Origin of the sequence: Streptomyces sp. NPDC126499, from assembly GCF_040302485.1 — a bacterium.
Lineage (GTDB): Bacteria > Actinomycetota > Actinomycetes > Streptomycetales > Streptomycetaceae > Streptomyces.
Map to the genome: position 1 here is coordinate 285,074 of NZ_JBEOUO010000009.1, position 17,462 is coordinate 302,535.

The window sequence follows — 17,462 nt, forward strand, 5'->3', positions numbered from 1 at the left end:
CGTCCATGGCCCAGCAGCCGCCCCTGCTCCGCGATGTCATCGACATCAAGGAGAAAGTCTCCACCTCGGACTTCGTGCTCCAGCTCTCGGAGGCGACGACTCCCGAGGGCGCGGAGCGCGCGCTCCGGGATTACGTGGTCACGGAGCGGCTGCTCGAGAACTTCGACGAGGCGCTCGGGCTCATCAAGTCGGCGCTCGACGGGGCAACCTCCAAGGCTGCGTACCTCCATGGTTCGTTCGGTTCCGGTAAGTCGCACTTCATGGCCGTGCTGCATGCGCTGCTCAGCGGCAGCCCGGCGGCCCGTGCGCGCGACGACTTCGATCCGATCCTGACGAAGCACGAGTGGCTCGGCACGGACGGGAAGAAGTTCCTGCTCGTGCCGTACCACATGCTCGGGGCCAAGGCTCTGGAACAGCGGGTCCTGGGCGGGTACGTGAGCCACGTCAAGAAGCTGCACCCCGAGGCGCCGACGCCGCAGGTGTACCGGACGGACGCCCTCTTCGAGGACATCCGGTCGATGCGGGCGCGCATGGGCGACGCAGCCGTGATCGCCGGCCTCGCCTCCCTGGACGGGTCCGACGACGCGGACGGCGAGGAAGAGGACGAGTGGGGGGAGTCCCTCGCCTGGGCGTGGACGCCGGAGCTGCTGGACACCGCGCTCGCCGCGGAGGAGGTTCACGAGAGCGGCACGGCCCTGAACCTGGTCCGCCCGTCCACGCCCTCCGAGCTGAGGGCTCGGCTCGTACGCGACGCGAGCACGAATCTGCTGCCCGGCTTCGCGAAGAACGCGGCCGAGGACGAGCACGGGTTCATCTCGCTCGACGCCGGCCTGTCCGTGATCGCCGAGCACGCGAAGGGGCTGGGCTACGACGGTCTGATCCTGTTCCTCGACGAGCTGATCCTGTGGCTCGCGACGCTGATCCACGACCAGAAGTTCGTGGCCCGCGAGGCAAGCAAGATCACGAACTTCGTCGAGGGCGGCGATGCCCGCCGCGCCATCCCCGTGGTCTCCTTCATCGCCCGCCAGCGTGACCTGCGCGAGCTCGTCGGCGAGGAGGTGTCCGGCGCGGCGGAGTCCTCCATCCAGGACACGCTCAACCTGGCCTCGGGCCGGTTCGACAAGATCACCCTGGAGGACCGCAACCTCCCCCAGGTCGCCCACGCCCGCCTCCTCCAGCCGAAGGACGCGGACGCCGCGGCCCTCATCAAGGCGGAGTTCGACAAGACGCGCAAGATCCGCCAGGAGGTTTGGGACACCCTGCTCGGTTCCGACCGGGGTGCGGACGGCGTCGGCGCGGACGAGGAGAGCTTCCGGCTCACGTACCCCTTCTCGCCGGCCTTCATGGACACCCTCGTGCACGTGTCCTCAGCGCTGCAGCGCAACCGCACCGGTATGAAGCTGATGGGACAGCTGCTCGCCAACCACCGCAACGAGCTGCGGCTCGGCGATCTGATCCCGGTCGGGGACCTCTACCCCCTGATCACCGCGGGTGGCGACAAGCCGTTCACCGACAGCCTGAAGGTCGTCTTCGAAGCGGCGGACAAGCTGTACAAGACCAAGCTGCGCCCCTATCTCCTCCTTACGCACAACGTGTCCGAGGAGGACATCGAGAAGTACACCAACCGTCCCGACGACATCACCGACCCGGCGCTGCGTGGCCGGATCAAGCTGTTCATCGGCGACAACCGCATCGTCGGCACGCTGCTCCTCTCTGCTCTCGCCCCGAGCGTCCCCGCGCTCTCCGAACTCACGATCCGCCGTCTGTCGGCCCTCAACTACGGCTCTGTCGTCGCCCCGATCCCCGGCCGCGAGTACGGCATCCTGAAGAACAAGATCGCGGAGTGGGCGGGACGCTTCCCGGAGATCAAGGAGACCGGCACCGAGGCCAACCCGGGTGTCCGTCTCGAACTGTCCGGCGTGGACGTGGACTCGGTCATCGCCAACGCCCAGATCAACGACAACCCCGGCAACCGCAATGCGCTCGCCAAGCGGCTCCTCGCCGAGGAACTCGACATCACTCAGGGGCAGTTGATCGACGAGCTGAACCTGGTCTGGCGCGGCACGGAGCGCAGCGTCGAAGTGATCTTCGGCAATGTCGTGGACGAGGACGAGCTGCCCGATCACGACCTGATGCCCCAGATGGACGGGCGTTGGCGACTGGTGATCGATCTGCCCTTCGACGAGGGAGAGTACGGTCCGGTCGAGGATGCCGACCGCATGCGACGGCTGCGCGAGAAGCAGGGCGAGCCGTCCCGTACGGTCGCGTGGCTGCCCACCCACCTCTCCCACCAGCGATATGCCGATTTCCGCCGCCTCGTCGTCATCGACAAGGCGCTCGCGGACGAGCAGCGCTTCGACGGGCAGTACGCCGGACATCTGAGCCCCGACAACCGGGCCCGGGCCAAGGGGCTCCTGGAGACACAGCGGGAGTCCCTCCTCAAGAACGTCAAGGCCGCCTTCAAGCAGGCCTACGGGCTCGCCGAGAAGAAGGCCACGGACGTCGAGCTCGGGTTCGCCGACCATCTGCAGTCGCTGCGTGCGGTCGACGGACTGACGCTCTCCTTCGGTCAGTCCCTGCGCGACGGCATCCGGCACATCGCCGGCAAGCTGCTCGCGAGCCAGTTCCCGGAACACCCCGACCTCGACCCCGACGGCACCGGTACCGCAGTCCGGCAGGCCGATGCGAAGAAGATCTTCGGCCACGTCCAGGCGGCGGTCGAGGCACGCGACGGACGGGCCGAGATCCCGGCTGCCGACCGGAACCTGATGCGCAGGGTCGCCGGGCCGCTGCGGCTCGGCCAGCAGAAGGAGGCGTACTTCGAGCTCTCCCGCTACTGGGCCGACCACTTCCAGCAGCTGGCCCGCGAGCAGGGCGTGACCGGCGACCTCAGCCTGATCACGCTGACCGACTGGACGGACCGGCCGACGCCGCGCGGCCTGCCCGTGTTCCTCAGCCGGCTCGTCGTGGCCTCGTTCGCCGAGATGGACGACCGAGTGTGGGTGCGGGCAGGCATGCCGCTCGACCCCCCTCCGGGCTTGAACGAGATCAAGGAGCAGGACTCCCTGCGCAGCCAGCCGCTGCCGTCGGAGGAGGACTGGGACACTGCCCGGCAGCGGTTCACGACCGTTTTCGGCGTCCCCGCGCCGACGCTGCGCCGCGGTCGCATGGTGAACCAGCTGGCCAGGCTGATCGCCACCGAGGCCGGCAAGTACCGCGAGGAGGCCCGCCAGCTGGTGGCGGAGCTGGAGCGGCACGCCGGCTTCCTCCAGCTGGACGAGACGCTGGAGACGGGGCGGCTCGCCATCGCCCGCCGGGCCGTGGAGCTGCTCGACGTGCTCACCCGCTCGGCCGGTCAGGGTGCCGCGGGGGCCAGGAAGACGGTCGAGGCGTTCGCCGCCTTCGATTTCGGTCCCGTCAGCCCCGACCGTTTCGGTACCTCCATCAAGCAGGCCGGTGCGGTGGCGCAGGCGCTCGACTCGGCCTCCTGGAACACGCTCGACCTGGCCTCCTCCGAGGGGCCCGAGGGCGAGGCGCTGCTCGAGTCCCTCCGTAACGCCGCGCGGAGCGACCAGCGGACCAACGACCTCAAGGACGCCCTGGCGCGCGCTCAGCGTGACGTCCTCGCGCTGGTGAAGCGGAACCGTGCCGCGGCCACCCCGCCGCCCGCTCCCGCTCCCCCGGCTCCGCGGCCCGGCGACGTGGCCCTGGACACTCCGACCAGCCATCCACAGGTTCCCGAGGAGAGCGAGTCGAAGGCCGGTCCCGCTGCCGGCGGCAGCGGCACGGGCGGTCGGCTGCGCCGGTCCGGCGGCGGCCGGACGACGGCCGTGCGGGCCGTCGCGGAGCTCCAGGCGGAGCTCGCAGAACTGGTCGCCCAGGAGCCGGGCGCCACGGTCGAGATCACCTGGCGGGTTGTCGAGTCATGAGTGCGCTCGCCTCCGGCACGGTCGCGGTACGGCTGAACCTCGCGACCATCACCCAGTATCTGTCCGCCCAGTCCTCCCTGGCCGACGCGCTCGCCGGGCGCGGCAGGCGACGCGCAGTCCTGCTGCGTTCCACTCCGCAGTGGGAGGGCCCCGCCGAGCCGACCTGGGGTGACGGCCAGTCCGCTCGCGTCGTGGCGGCGCCGTCCCCACTCGCGGTGCACGAGCTGGTGCTCGACCATTTCGCCGACCGAGCGGCGGGGCCGGCGGTCCTCGTCGTCCTCACGGACCGGGAGCAGTACGAGCTCGACCCGGCGATCCTCGCCCGGGTCCACAGGCAGCGGATCGACGCGGTCGACAGTTGGGACGTGGTCCGGGACGCCTTCGGCGCTCAGCAGGTCGATCCGCGGCTCAAGGAGGACAACTGGGCCGCGGAGGCGCTGTTGGACGCCGCGCCTCCGGCCGGGTGGAACCGCCTCGGCGGCGGTCTGCTGTCCCGGTCCGTCGCACTGACCGCTCTCGCGCTCCGGCGCCTGCGGCTCGGGCCGTTCCAAGACGAACAGGAAACCGGCCCACAGGACCACACCGCCGCGGCCGACACCCTGGACACTCACGCTCTGCTCGGCTGGTCTCTGACACCCACCGGACCCGAGAGGTTTCTCGAGCTGCGCGGACCCGAGCGCTCCGGACTCGTCTCGTTCCTCGGCGAACCGGATCAGGCCGGGCTGGCAGGCCAGGCGCTCCTCGCCCTGGTCGAGGCGGAGCACGGGCCTGACGCCGTTCCCTTCGGCCTGGTGTGCTCCGCGCTGTGGTGTCACGCAGAGCCGGACGCTGCGACGTACACGGCACGCGGTCGGGCCGAGCGCTGGTTCGGCGAGCGCCCCCCAGCGAAGGGCGAGCAGTTCGACATTCTGGCGGCAGCCTTCGGCCGGGCCGCCGAGGACTATGTCACGGGTCTGCTGACCAAGGCTGCCCGGGCCGGTGGTGACGGCTCCGACGAAGCGCGGGAGGCACGCAGGGTCAGCGAGACGGTCCTGGACCGGGCCTCGGTGCTGGTGCGCCAGTTCGGAGCGGAGGCCGCTGCGGAGGCGAGTCCTGTCCTGTCCATGGGTCTGGAAGCCAGGTTCAGGGCCGTCGGTCAGGCGCTGGCCGCGCGCGAGCCGGGAGCGCTGGCCCACGCGGTCGTTGCTCTGGGGAATCATCGGCGGGCGAAGGGTCCGGAGCACAGGGCGCGGGTCGAACGAACGAGGATGAGTCAGCGGCTCGTCCAGTGGCTGACCGTCGAATCGGTCGACGAGAACCGGCCGGTGTTCGACGCGATACAGCATCACGTGCAGGAGACGGGCTGGGTCGACCGTGCCCTGGAGCACATCGAAGCCGGCGGCGACCCCGATCCGGGGCTCGCCGCCGCGTACGACTCGCTTGCTGCTCGGGTGCGCGAGCGGCGTCGCGAGATCGACCGCGACTTCGCCCGCACGCTGGCGACATGGACGGCCGGGGGTACCGGGCCCGGTACGGGGTTGGTTGTGGAGAACTTCCTGGAGCGGGTGGTGAAACCCGTCGTCCAGGGGCCCGGTGACCGGCGGGTGCTGCTGCTTGTCCTTGACGGCATGAGTGCGGCCATCGCCACCGAGCTGGGTGAGGAGCTGCGCGCCTCGTGGGCGGAGTTCGATCCGGTGGAGAACGGGAGTCCGCGGCGCCGGGCCATGGCTGCTGCTCTGCCGACGCTGACGGCTGTCTCCCGGACGTCGCTCTTCGCAGGCCGGCTCATGCAGGGATCGCAGAAGGACGAGGCTCAACTGTTTCCCCGGCTTCCGCTCTGGGACGGAGCGCCCGCCGCCGTCTTCCACAAGGACGATCTGCGGGCGGAGAGCGCGGGCGAGACGTTCGGGCCCGCACTCACCGAGGCGCTGAACGACGGCCGTACGCATGTGGCGGTGGTCCTCAACGCCATCGACGACCGGCTCGCCAAGGAGCAGAAGCTCGGCGACGGGTCCTGGCAGGCGGCGCACATCCCCGGGCTCGTGGACCTGATGCGGGTCGCGGCGGAGCAGGGCATGGCCGTGCTCATCACCAGTGACCACGGGCACGTGGTGGATCGGCACGGGGTGAAGGTCGAGGCCGGGTCGCCCCTGTCCGCCCGTCATCGGACTCCGGGTGGTGACACCGCCCCAGCCGAGATCGAGCTGCAAGGGAGTCGAGTCGTCGCGCCCGAGCCCGGCGCCTCGATCGTCGCCCTGTGGGATGCCGATTCCCGTTACACGGCCCGGAAGGCCGGCTACCACGGGGGTGCGTCCCTCGCCGAGTTCACCATCCCGGTCCTCGCGTTTCTGCCGTTCGGGGCCACCCCGCCACCGGCATGGCGGGAACTGGGCGACCAGCGTCCCCTCTGGTGGCATCTGGAGGCGAAGGCGTCCCAGCCCGTGGCTGCCCCGGTGCCCAAACCGAACGTGCCCGCGAAGCGTCCGGCAGCCAAGCAGAAGCCCCGCAAAGAGCACGAGCAGCTGGCGCGTACCCACGACTCGCTGTTCGACGTCGCCCTCGTTCCGGCAGCGGAGCACGAGGATGCGCTGGTGACCGCTGCCGTGGTCGACCCCGGCGACGCCCTCGTCGAGGCGCTGTTCGCATCCGAGACGTTCAAGGGCCAGCAGGAGCTGCTCGCGCGCAAGCCGCCGGAGGGCAAGCTGAAGCAGGCGATTCGCGCCCTGATCGATGCCGGCGGCACCCTGCCGGTAACGGCACTGGCCCAGCGCGTGGCGTATCCGACGACGCGAGCCGACGGGTTTGCCGCCGTCCTGCGTCAGCTCCTCAACTACGACGGTGTCCAAGTCCTGGAGACACTGCCGGACGGCCGGACGGTCCGCCTCGACCTGCCCTTGCTGCGCGTCCAGTTCGCCCTCGACTGACCCTCCCCTCCGACCGATCTGTGCCGATCCTTGACGATGAGCCAGGAGCCATGAGCGCCAACGACCGTGTTCTGATCAACCAGATGATCGACGAGTGGCGGAACGCCCGCACCGTCCCTCTGTCGTTCGACGCCGCTTTCGAGCGCTTCGCAAGCGAGCACGCTCTGCACGGTTTCGGCCTGTCGGAGGAGGAGATCGAGGCAGGCATCATCGGTGGCGGGAACGACGGGGGCATCGACGGCGCATACGTGTTCCTCGGCGGGCGACTCCTGCACGAGGACAGTGACATCTTCCAGCAGTCATCGGCTGCTGCACAGGTGGAAGCCGGCACACAGCTGACGCTGTGGCTCGTCCAGGCCAAGACGAGCCAGACCTTCTCCGAGCTGGCTCTGGACCGGGTGGCCGCCACCTGCAAGGACCTCCTCGACATGGAGGTCGACGAGAGCGCCATGTCCATCCTCTACAACGAGGACCTCCTGGGCCGCTTCAAACTGTTCCGGGATGCCTTGAAGCGCCTCGCGCACCGTCACCCGACCTTGCTGATCAAGTTCTCGTACGTGACCCGTGGCGAGGCCTCCGAGGTCCACGTCAAGGTCCAGACGAAGGCGAAGCTCCTGGAGGCCCAGCTCACCCAGGCATTCGCGATCTCGACGGGCGAGGTCGAGTTCCTGGGCCCTGCCGAGCTCTGGAAGCGGGCGAGCACCCTGCCCTCGTACACCCTGGAACTTCCGTACCGGGAAAGCATCACCCACGGCACGAGCCACATCGCCCTGGTCGGCCTGGGCGAGTACATCGACTTCCTCAGCGACGAGACCGGCACGATCAAGTCGCACATCTTCGACTGGAACGTCCGCGACTACCAGGGCAACGTCGAAGTCAACCGGGAGATCACGGCGTCCCTCCAGAATGCGGATGCGCCCGAGTTCTGGTGGCTGAACAACGGCATCACGATCGTGTGCTCCCAGGCCACGTCCGTCGGCAAGCGCCTCAGCCTCTCCGATGTGCAGATCGTCAACGGCCTCCAGACGTCGTACACACTCCACGAGACCCTCCGAGAGCTGTACGCCGCCGAACCGACCGCCCCTGTCTTCGAACGGCTGGTCCAGGTGCGCATCCTCGTCACGGCCGACCAGGCGGCTCGCGACGCCGTCATCCGGGCCACCAACCGGCAGACCAGCGTGCCCGTCGCCTCGCTCCGGGCCACCGACGACATTCAGCGGCAGATCGAGTCCTACTTCCTCGAGCACGAGTGGTTCTACGACCGCCGCAAGAACTTCTACCGGAACCAGGGCAAGCCCGCCGACCGCATCGTCAGCATCCCGCTCCTCGCCCAGTCCGTCATGGCGATGGCGCTGGGACAGCCGGACCACGCACGTGCCCGGCCGTCCAGTCTGCTCAAGTCCGACACGGACTACCGGCGGGTGTTCTCCGACAAGACGGAGCTGCCGGTATACCTGTGGCTGGCCAGGGCCCAGCGGCAGGTGGACGAGTTCCTCCAGTCGGCCTCGGAGCCGGTCACCCGCTCCGAGTACACCAATCTCCACTTCCATCTGGCCATGCTCGGTGCCGTCGATCTGATCGGCCGTGTGTTCAACAGGCCGGACATGCTCACGAACGCCGCCCGGGAGGAGGTCTTCCCCACTCCCGCCCGTCTGGAGGCGCTGTGGCAGTCGCTCCGCGAGCAGTTCGAGCTCTTCCAGAAGGACCGGCAGTGGGGACCGGACAAGACCGCGAAGAGCGCGGAATTCGTGACGCACCTGACGACGACCCTGGGCTACGGCAGCCTGCGCCGGCGGTGACTCGACCCGGCACCGGATCCACGACGGATGGGAGAATGCGCGGGTGAGCGCACCTCGTCCCACCGTCGTATCCGCCGCTCGGCGGCGCACCGCCCTCGATGCCCTCCGGCGCGGAGCGGTGCCCGAGAGCGGCTTGGATCTGCTGGCCACCGGGCTCGACCGCTTCGAGTCCGCCCTCGATGCGGAACTCGAAGCGGTAGCCTCCGGCGCCTCGGTGTTCAAGGCCGTGCGGGGTGAGTACGGCTCCGGCAAGACCTTCTTCACGCGCTGGCTCGGTGAACGTGCGAAGCAGCGGAAATTCGCCGTCTCCGAGATCCAGATCTCGGAGACCGAGACTCCGCTGCACAAGCTGGAAACCGTTTACCGACGTCTCACCGAGCGGCTCGCAACGGCGAGCTTCCCACCGAGCGCGCTGCGTCCCGTGGTGGACGCCTGGTTCTACGCCCTGGAAGAAGACGCTCTCGCCGCCGGCATCGACGAGCAGCACCTGGACGGCGAGGTGGAGCGGCTGCTGACCGCCCGGCTGACGGAGGTCTCGCGGCACGCGCCGTCCTTCGCCACCGCTCTGCGTGGCTATCGGTCCGCCCTCGCGGAGGGCGATGAGGCGACGGCCTCGGCCGTCCTCGCCTGGCTCGGTGGCCAGCCGCACGTGGCCGCGGCAGCCCGGCGCGCGGCGGGTGTACGCGGGGACCTCGACCACTTCGGGGCCCTGGGCTTCCTTCAGGGGTTGCTGACCGTGCTGCGGGACTCCGGTCACCGAGGGCTGTTCGTCGTACTCGACGAGGTGGAGACACTCCAGCGGGTGCGGTCGGACGCCCGGGACAAGGCGCTGAACGCCCTCCGACAACTGATCGACGAGGTCCACTCGGGTCGCTTCCCCGGCCTCTACCTCGTGATCACGGGAACGCCTGCCTTTTTCGACGGCCAGCAGGGCGTCCAGCGACTCGCGCCACTCGCCCAAAGGCTGGCCACGGACTTCACGACGGATCCGCGTTTCGACAACCCGCGGGCGGTGCAGCTGCGCCTGACCGGATTCACCCAGGAGTCCCTGACCTCCCTCGGCATGAACATCCGTGATCTCTACGCCTCAGGCGCTGCGGCCCCCGACCGGATCCGAGCGCTGGCCGACGACGCGTACATCAGCGATCTCGCCCGCGCCGTGGGCGGCTCGCTCGGCGGGAAGGTCGGCGTGGCGCCCCGACTCTTTCTGAAGAAACTGGTCGGTGACGTCCTCGACCGGATCGACCAGTTCGAGGACTTCGACCCGCGTCTGCACTACCGGCTGACAGTGACGAGCAATGAACTGACCGACGTGGAGCGGAATCTGTCTGCGGCCGTCTCGGCCGACGGCATCGACCTGGAGCTGTGATGGCGCACGCCGCGAATCCCGTCGACCGGCTCGACCCTGTGGTCCTGCACCACGTGGTCAACACCCTCGGCTGGCCGGATCTCCGGCCGCTGCAGCGCGCCGCAATCGACCCGGTCATGGACGGCGAAGACGCGGTGCTGCTGGCCCCCACCGCCGGAGGGAAGACCGAGGCAGCTTGCCTGCCGATCCTCTCGGCCATGACCGCCGGAAGCTGGAGCGGCACCTCGGTCCTGTACCTCTGTCCTCTCAAGGCACTCCTCAACAACCTGGTCACGCGCATCGACGGGTACGCCCAGTGGCTGGGGCGCAGCGCTGCCCTGTGGCACGGGGACACGAAGGAGTCCCAGCGGCGTCGTATCCGTACCGAGCGGCCCGACATCCTGTTGACGACGCCGGAGTCCCTCGAGGCGATGCTCATCGGCGTGAAGACCGACCACGCGCACCTGCTGGGAGGCGTCAGAGCAGTCGTCGTGGACGAAGTGCACGCCTTCGCGGGGGACGACCGCGGCTGGCATCTCCTGGCCGTCCTCGAACGGCTGGAGCGAGTGACAGGGCGTGCCATCCAGCGGATCGGGCTGTCGGCGACCGTGGGCAACCCCAAGGAACTCCTGACCTGGCTGCAGGGCGCGAAGGCCGGACAGCGACCAGGCACCGTCGTTGCCCCGGACACCCCGCCTGCCACGCAGGCGCTTCCCGCCGGCACCGCTTCCCCGCCGCCCGGGGACGTCGAACTGGACTACGTGGGGTCCCTCGACAACGCCGCCAAAGTCATCGCCGCCCTGCACAGGGGCGAGAAGCGCTTGGTGTTCTGCGACTCCAGGCGTCAGGTGGAGGAGCTGGGCGCCGCGCTGCGGGCGCGGGACGTCACCGTGTTCCTCTCCCACGCCTCTCTCTCGGCCGATGAACGGGCCAGGTCCGAACAAGCCTTCGCCGAGGCACGTGATTGCGTCATCGTCGCCACCTCCACCCTGGAGCTGGGGATCGACGTCGGAGACCTGGACCGGGTCATCCAGATCGACTCCCCCGCCACCGTCGCCTCCTTCCTCCAGCGCATCGGCCGGACGGGGCGGCGGTCGGGTTCCCTCCGCAATTGCCTCTTCCTTACCACCCAGAAGGAGACGCTGCTGCAGGCTGCAGGGCTGCTCCTGCTCTGGGGTCGGGGCTGGGTCGAACCCGTCGTGGCGCCGCCGGAACCCCGTCACCTCATCGCCCAGCAACTCCTCGCGGTCACTTTGCAGGAGCACAAGCTGGGCGATCAGCTGTGGTCGGAGCAGTGGAACGGGCTCGTGCCCTTCGACCGCTCCGCCGCCCCTGTCCTGCGCCACCTCGTGGACGAAGGATTCCTGGATTCGGACGGAGGCATGCTGTTCATCGGCCAGGAGGCCGAGCGCCGTTTCGGGCGACGGCATTTCATCGAACTGACGGCGTCCTTCACCGCGCCGCCCCAGTTCACTGTGCTGTCCGGGCGCACCGAGATCGGCCGGATGGATCCCTCCGTTCTCACCGAGGAGCGTCCGGGTCCGCGCAGACTGCTTCTTGCCGGCCGCAGCTGGCAGGTGACGTTCATCGACTGGGGGCGCAAGAGGGTGTTCGTCGAGCCCGTCGAGAGCGGCGGCGTCGCGAAGTGGTCCAGCGGATCGGTCGCCGGCCTCTCGTACGCGCTCACCCGTGCGATGCGCGAGATCCTCCTGGGCGAGGATCCGCCGGTGGCGCTCACCCGCAGGGCCGAGATCTGTCTGCAGGACTGGCGCTCCGAGCAGGGGCCTCACATGGTGCACCCCGGTGGCACCCTCGTGGTGCGGCACGGAAACGACGTCCGCTGGTGGACGTGGGCGGGCTACCGCGCCAACGCGACGCTCGGCGCGACGCTGGGCTCGATTGCCGACCCCGTGCAGCGTCCCACCGACTGCTGTCTCCGACTGCGGGAGGACCTGACGCAGGACATGTGGCGGAGCGCGCTCAGGGCTGCGGAAACCGGTCCCGCCCTGGTGCTCCCCGACGTGGATCGTCGGGCGGTGGCCGGGCTGAAGTTCTCCGCCGCCCTGCCCATGCGCCTTGCCACGGCGACGGTCGCCGCGCGGTTGGCGGACTTCGACGGGGCACGTGCCGTGCTGTCGGAGCCGACCAGGTTCCAGTCGGCGTAGCCACGACGCTCACAACTCTATCGGTCATTCCCCGACCGTCCCGTGCATTAGGGTTGTTGGCGCTGCGCACCTTCCCGGAGGGTACGTCGGTGGTGGTCAGGTGCCGGTCCTCGGCAGCGACTGGAGTGGTTTCCCTCGCGTCTCGTACGTGAGGTGAGTGCGGATGCCCGGAAGGGCAACCCTGCCATTCCACAGTCCGATCGAGGAGTGGTGCTCATGAGCTCTGCCGAGTGCAAGCTTGCACGTCGCCGCAGGGTCCGCAGGATCCTGTTCGACGTCTCCGTGGGTGTCGTCGCCAATCTCGTGGTGGCGGCCCTGACGGCGGCAGCGCGCCTGGTCTTCTGACCCGGGCGGATGGCGGGCCCGGAGAGCCCGCCATCACCCTGTGGCCCTTGTCAGAAGAGCCTCAGTTCCGTCTCGTGAACCCCTCCGGGCTTGCGCTTCTTGCGCTTGCGCCGGCCGCGCGTACGTGGCAGGGGTGGACGGCGGGCTTCCGGCGGCAGGTTGTGCCAGGTGGGTCGAAGGCCGTGGATCTCCACCTCGCCGACCATCTTCCTGAGGTACTCACGGGTCTCCTTGTCCGTGGAGTACAGCACCGTCGCACGGCTGGCCCTGGTCATCAGCACGTGGTAGGCGTGGCGTACGAGCCGGGCGAACTCCTCGTCGTCGACGGTGGCGGGCTTCACCTTGGGATCGAACGATCCGGGCACGGCGACACGTTTGACCTTGGACTCCGGGTCCACGCGGTCCTTGCCGCGGCGGAACACCCAGGTGTCCCCCCGCCGCACCATGTCCTCGCCCATGATGACGCCGCACCAGTCCCATTCGAGGCCCTGCGCCGTGTACACGCAGCCGATCTGCCCCAGACCGTTCTCGTCGACCCCCCAGATCTTGGAGGGGGGCGCGCCGTTCTCGCAGACGGTCTCGCTGTCCGCGTTCCAGGGCCGGTGCCAGCCTCCGATGCGGACGTCGGGCTCCAGCCGCTTGGTCTTGCCCTGTGGCTTCGTCCAGGGCCAGCAGTAGCCTGCGACCATGCGGGCGGAAGCACCGGCCCGAGCTTGGCCGTGGATGATCCGTTCGAGTTCGTCCGGAGTGTCGGCGACTTCGATGTGCATCAGTCCGTCGGCTCTCCATTCCTCGGGCTTCTCGTCCGTGAGCCCCAGCAGGGCTCGCACCCAGTGAACGTAGGCGTCGCTGCCGCCGCAGCGGAACTGCTCCCACAGGTCGAACCGGGCGAGCCGGGCATCGTTCCGACCGGCCGCTTCCTCGATCAGCTGCACGGTGCCGACGTCGTGCGGCCGAACGGACTGTGCCTCGTCCAGGAAGAAGACGGACAGGCGGGACGCCGCGATCAGCTCGTCCACCTGCGGCCCCGTCCCCTGTTTCTCGGCCGGCCAGAACCGGCTCGACGAGCGGTCCCGCAGGCGGTGCGCCTCGTCGCAGATCAGGACGTCCAGGGGCGGGTCGGGCGGAGTGACGAAGTTGCTGAAGTAGGTGAACGACTCCCGGAACTCGCTGTCTCCGAAGCCGACGTGCTCCTGCATCGCACCGTTGAAGGCCCGGCTGCCGCTGGCGTACATCACCGTACGGCCTTGGGCCTCCAGTTCGGTCTTCATCTGCAGGCCGACGGCGCTCTTCCCCGTTCCGGCACCGCCGGTCACCAAGAACACCGCGCGTCGCTCGTCCGGGATCAGCTCCGGTCGGCGTGGGTCGGGAAGCACCCTGGACGCGGTCTCGAGGATCTGCTCGGCGATCTCCTTCTGCTTTCCCCGTAGCGTGAAGACCGTGTCCGCACCACGGGACCAGATCATGGCGTCCAGCAAGCGGGTGTTGCGCAACCCCATGCCCTGGAGCATGACCTCGGCCGCCGAGGCCGCACTCTCGTCGTCAGCGGCGAAACTCCGCTGGAGGTCCGCCAAGAGCTGCTTGCGCCGGTCGCTCGTATAGATCCGGCCGTACACCCCGGTCGGCGCCACCACGTCGAGGAGTGGGCGCACCGCTTCGTCCGTGGCGTTGTGCAGGTAGGCGAAGCCGCCGCATTCGAAGTCAAGGCCCTGGAACGGCCCCCTTTCACTCCGGAACGCGTTGTAGTACTCCCGCAGCTGCAGAACCGGATGAGCCTTCTCACCCATGCCCTCCACGTACACCAGGTCCGCGGTGGCCTGTTCCACCCTGGTCACGGTCGACCAGCGCTTGAGCTCGACCAACTCCACGGAGGGCCGGTTCCTCTCGGGGTGGCGACCCACTAGGACGACATCGATGAGCCTCGGATCACCTGGACGGTTGAACTCGTCGATGGTGGCGGCACACTCGACGACCATCTGCACGTTGCCCCGCCCGGCCTCCACCAGGTCGCCGGCCAGGCTCACCAGGCTTTCCGCCCAGGCGGACCGCTCGGTGAGCGATGCATCGCTCTTCCGGAACTTCCGCCATCGTGCCGCGAGATGCGGCACCATGAGGCGCCTGGCGTTGAGCGTCAGCAGATCCTGCGCTGCCATCTTCAGCAGGAGCATGGACACGAGGTGGTTCCCCCAGGGCACGAGTGACTCGTGCGGGTGGGGGCATGTCCTCGCATGGAAGCCCGTCGGACCGCAGTCTTTCTCGACGATCTTACGGGGCCGACCAGACCTCCGGACATCGAAGGCCCGAGTGGCGGTCCGAACCGTGCAAACCGCATCTTGAGTGCTCAATGTCCCAGTGGTATGTGCCCCCCTCCGAGGAGGGAGGAGGGGCGGGGCGGCCGGCCCCAGCGCCCGTCGGTTGCCGGGGCCGTCGGCTGACGGACTCGTGCCGGGGCCCCGGCACGGGTCCGTCAGGAGCGCTGCCAGGTCACCGGGACCTTGACCTCCGCGCCGCCGTTGCCGCCCTCGCCGCCGAAGCGGAGGGTGCCGCCGAGGGAGGCGACCGTGGCGTCCCAGCAGTTGATGTCGGTGAGGCGGATCTCGGGCATCCTGAGGGCCGTGCCGTCGACCACCGGGCGGAAGGGCTTGATGGCGTCCGCGGCCAGTTCCAGCTTCGCCGGGCGGGCCGCCGTCCACGTGCCGCCGGCCGGTGCGAAGCGGGTGAGGATCTCGTCGTCGCCGCGGATGCCCGTGGCCGGGTCCGTCTTCGGGGCGAAGCGCAGTTCGACCAGGGTCGCCTTGTTGCCGGTCGGGAGGGTTCCGGCCGGGACCAGCGCGACGAAGGTGCCGGTGATCGGCTTCGAGTCCGGGGTCCAGCAGGGGTGGGCGGTGTACGGGATCTGGCCCGTGCCCGGCTGTGTCGCGGTGGGGGTGGGGGTCGGCTCGCCGCCGCCCGTGGTCTCGCCCGTCGTCGTGCCTTCGCTGACGCCGGTGTTCGCGCCGCCGTCCGCTCCGCCGTCGGCCCCGCCCGTCGTCGTACCCTCGCTGACGCCGGTGTTCGCGCCACCGTCCGCTCCGCCGTCCGCCCCGTTCGTCGTCCCGACCGTGGACCCTCCGTCGGTCTCCCCGGAGGTCGTGCCCTCGGTGACGCCGACGCTGGTTCCTCCGTCGGTCGGCTCGGCCGCCGCCGGGGCGGCCTGGCCGAGGCCCTCCGCGAGGCCCGTGCCGGAGGCCAGGAAGACGGCGGTGGCGGCGACCGCCGTCGCCGCCACTGTCAGGGATATCCGGCGGACCGTCTGCTGCTGTCTCAAGGTGCCTGCTCTCGCTCGTCGTTCGGGTTTCCGTCGAACACTGTCTCGAACAGGGGGCGTTCAAACGGATACGAGCGGTGATCTCGACCTCAGGCACCCGGCAGCATCCCGCCGCCCTTCAGGCGCTCGATGTCGGAGGGCCGGACCTTGATGACGAAGAGGGCGATGAGCGCGGCGGCCGCGGCGAAGACGGCGGCCGTGATGAAGCCCGCGGAGACCCCGGAGGTCAGCACCTGGTCGGCGTAGGGCGGTGGGAGCTCGCCCGTCCTCGCGAACTGGGCCTTCTCCAGAGGGCCCGCCTGGGACAGGAACGCGGGCACCTGCCTCTTCGCCTCGTCGCGGCTGTACGTGCCGAAGACCGTGACCAGGATGGACAGACCCAGCGAACCTCCCACCTGCTGCGTGGCGTTGAGCAGTCCGGAGGCGGCGCCCGACTCCCGCTGCGGGACGTTCGACAGCGCCATGATGGTCAGCGAGACGAACATGAAGCCCATGCCGAAGCCGAAGACCAGGATCGGTCCGAGGATGCTGCCCGCGTACGTGGAGTGCACGTCGGTCAGGGTGAGCCAGGCCAGACCGAGCGCGGCCAGCACCGACCCCGTCACCATGAAGGGCTTCGGCCCGAACCTGGGCAGCAGGCTGGACGTGAGGCCCGCGGCGACCGCGATGATGGCGCTGACCGGCAGGAACGCGAACCCGGTGGCCAGGGGGCTGAAGGCGAGGACCTGCTGCACGAAGAGCGTCAGGAAGAAGAACATGCCGAAGATCGCCGCGGCCAGGCACAGCATGATGGCGTACGTGCCCGAGCGGTTGCGGTCGGCGAACATGTGCAGGGGCGTGATGGGCTGCTGGGAGCGGCGTTCGATCGCGAGGAACCCGGCGAGCAGCACGACCGCCGCCGCGAACGAGCCGATCGTGTACGGGTCGCGCCAGCCCTCCTGCGAGGCCCGGATGAACCCGTACACCAGCGCCACCATGCCGAGCGTGGACGTGAGCGCGCCGGCGAGGTCGAAATGGCCGGGGTGCCGCTCGGACTCCCGGACGTGCCGGGGGGTGAGGAAGGCGATCAGCACGGCGATGGGCACGTTGACGAAGAAGATCCAGCGCCAGTCGAGCCATTCGACGAGCATGCCGCCGGCGACCAGGCCGATCGCGCCGCCGCCCGCCGAGACTCCCGCGAACACCCCGAAGGCGCGGTTGCGTTCGGGCCCTTCATCGAAGGTGGTGGTGATGAGGGACAGCGCGGTCGGGGAGGCGATGGCGCCGCCGACGCCCTGGAGGGCTCGTGCGGCCAGCAGGTGCCACTCGGCCTGCGCCAGCCCGCAGAAGAGCGAGGCGAGTCCGAAGAGCAGCACGCCGAAGACGAAGACCCGTCGGCGGCCGAGGATGTCACCGCAGCGGCCGCCCAGGAGCAGCAGGCCGCCGAAGGTCAGCGTGTAGGCGTTGACCACCCACGACAGGCTGGTGGTCGAGAAGTCCAGCGCGCTCTGGATGTGCGGAAGCGCGATGTTCACGATGGTGATGTCGAGGACGACCATCAGCTGGCAGGAGGCGATGACGAACAGGGCGATGCCTTTGCCGTCTCCGCCGCTCCGGGGAGCGGCTGACTTCCGCGGGGTCGTCGGCTTGGATGTACTCATGGCGCATCGCGCCCTCACCTGGGGGG

9 protein-coding genes are annotated in these 17,462 nt (G+C 69.4%); 6 read left to right on the top strand and 3 right to left on the bottom strand.

Translation table 11 applies throughout. The features are described from left to right. Positions 1-5: 5 nt before the first annotated feature. From ABTZ91_RS16540 to ABTZ91_RS16565, 6 genes are all read left to right on the top strand, one after another. Entirely contained in the window at positions 6-3,929 is a 3,924-nt protein-coding gene (locus ABTZ91_RS16540; protein ID WP_352077853.1) for a DUF6079 family protein, read from the top strand. After that, the gene (pglZ, locus tag ABTZ91_RS16545; RefSeq protein ID WP_352077854.1) at positions 3,926-6,832 is read left to right on the top strand and encodes a BREX-2 system phosphatase PglZ; all 2,907 of its coding nucleotides are present in this window, start codon (positions 3,926-3,928) and stop codon (positions 6,830-6,832) included. The genes ABTZ91_RS16540 and pglZ overlap by 4 nt, the downstream gene beginning before the upstream one ends. Before the next feature lie 50 nt (positions 6,833-6,882). Then, entirely contained in the window at positions 6,883-8,631 is a 1,749-nt protein-coding gene (locus ABTZ91_RS16550; protein WP_352077855.1) for an AIPR family protein, read from the top strand. A gap of 43 nt (positions 8,632-8,674) precedes the next feature. Continuing rightward, positions 8,675-10,000, top strand: a complete 1,326-nt coding sequence (gene brxD, locus ABTZ91_RS16555; protein WP_352077856.1) for a BREX system ATP-binding protein BrxD — start codon at positions 8,675-8,677, stop codon at positions 9,998-10,000. Beyond that, the gene (locus ABTZ91_RS16560; RefSeq protein ID WP_352077857.1) at positions 10,000-12,144 is read left to right on the top strand and encodes a DEAD/DEAH box helicase; all 2,145 of its coding nucleotides are present in this window, start codon (positions 10,000-10,002) and stop codon (positions 12,142-12,144) included. Before brxD ends, ABTZ91_RS16560 begins: the two co-directional genes overlap by 1 nt. 216 nt (positions 12,145-12,360) lie before the next feature. Next, entirely contained in the window at positions 12,361-12,489 is a 129-nt protein-coding gene (locus ABTZ91_RS16565; protein ID WP_352077858.1) for a DUF6408 family protein, read from the top strand. A gap of 50 nt (positions 12,490-12,539) precedes the next feature. Here the strand turns inward: ABTZ91_RS16565 and ABTZ91_RS16570 are convergent, their stop codons facing one another. From ABTZ91_RS16570 to ABTZ91_RS16580, 3 genes are all read right to left on the bottom strand, one after another. Continuing rightward, positions 12,540-14,657: a DUF2075 domain-containing protein gene (locus ABTZ91_RS16570; protein ID WP_352077891.1), complete on the bottom strand. Its 2,118-nt coding sequence runs from the start codon at positions 14,655-14,657 to the stop codon at positions 12,540-12,542. Positions 14,658-14,956: 299 nt separating this feature from the next. Next, a complete protein-coding gene (locus tag ABTZ91_RS16575) occupies positions 14,957-15,796 on the bottom strand; it encodes a hypothetical protein (protein WP_352077859.1) in 840 nt (279 codons plus the stop codon). Between the two features lie 89 nt (positions 15,797-15,885). Continuing rightward, a complete protein-coding gene (locus ABTZ91_RS16580; RefSeq protein WP_352077860.1) occupies positions 15,886-17,436 on the bottom strand; it encodes an MFS transporter in 1,551 nt (516 codons plus the stop codon). Positions 17,437-17,462 lie beyond the last annotated feature (26 nt).

Bases quoted from the DNA above. Each gene is read 5' to 3' on its own strand.
- ABTZ91_RS16540 (WP_352077853.1), top strand. From the start codon at position 6: ATGGCCCAGCAGCCGCCCCTGCTCCGCGATGTCATCGACATCAAGGAG.
- pglZ (WP_352077854.1), top strand. From the start codon at position 3,926: ATGAGTGCGCTCGCCTCCGGCACGGTCGCGGTACGGCTGAACCTCGCG.
- ABTZ91_RS16560 (WP_352077857.1), top strand. From the start codon at position 10,000: ATGGCGCACGCCGCGAATCCCGTCGACCGGCTCGACCCTGTGGTCCTG.
- ABTZ91_RS16570 (WP_352077891.1), bottom strand. From the start codon at position 14,657: ATGCTCCTGCTGAAGATGGCAGCGCAGGATCTGCTGACGCTCAACGCC.
- ABTZ91_RS16550 (WP_352077855.1), top strand. From the start codon at position 6,883: ATGAGCGCCAACGACCGTGTTCTGATCAACCAGATGATCGACGAGTGG.
- ABTZ91_RS16580 (WP_352077860.1), bottom strand. From the start codon at position 17,436: ATGAGTACATCCAAGCCGACGACCCCGCGGAAGTCAGCCGCTCCCCGG.
- ABTZ91_RS16565 (WP_352077858.1), top strand. From the start codon at position 12,361: ATGAGCTCTGCCGAGTGCAAGCTTGCACGTCGCCGCAGGGTCCGCAGG.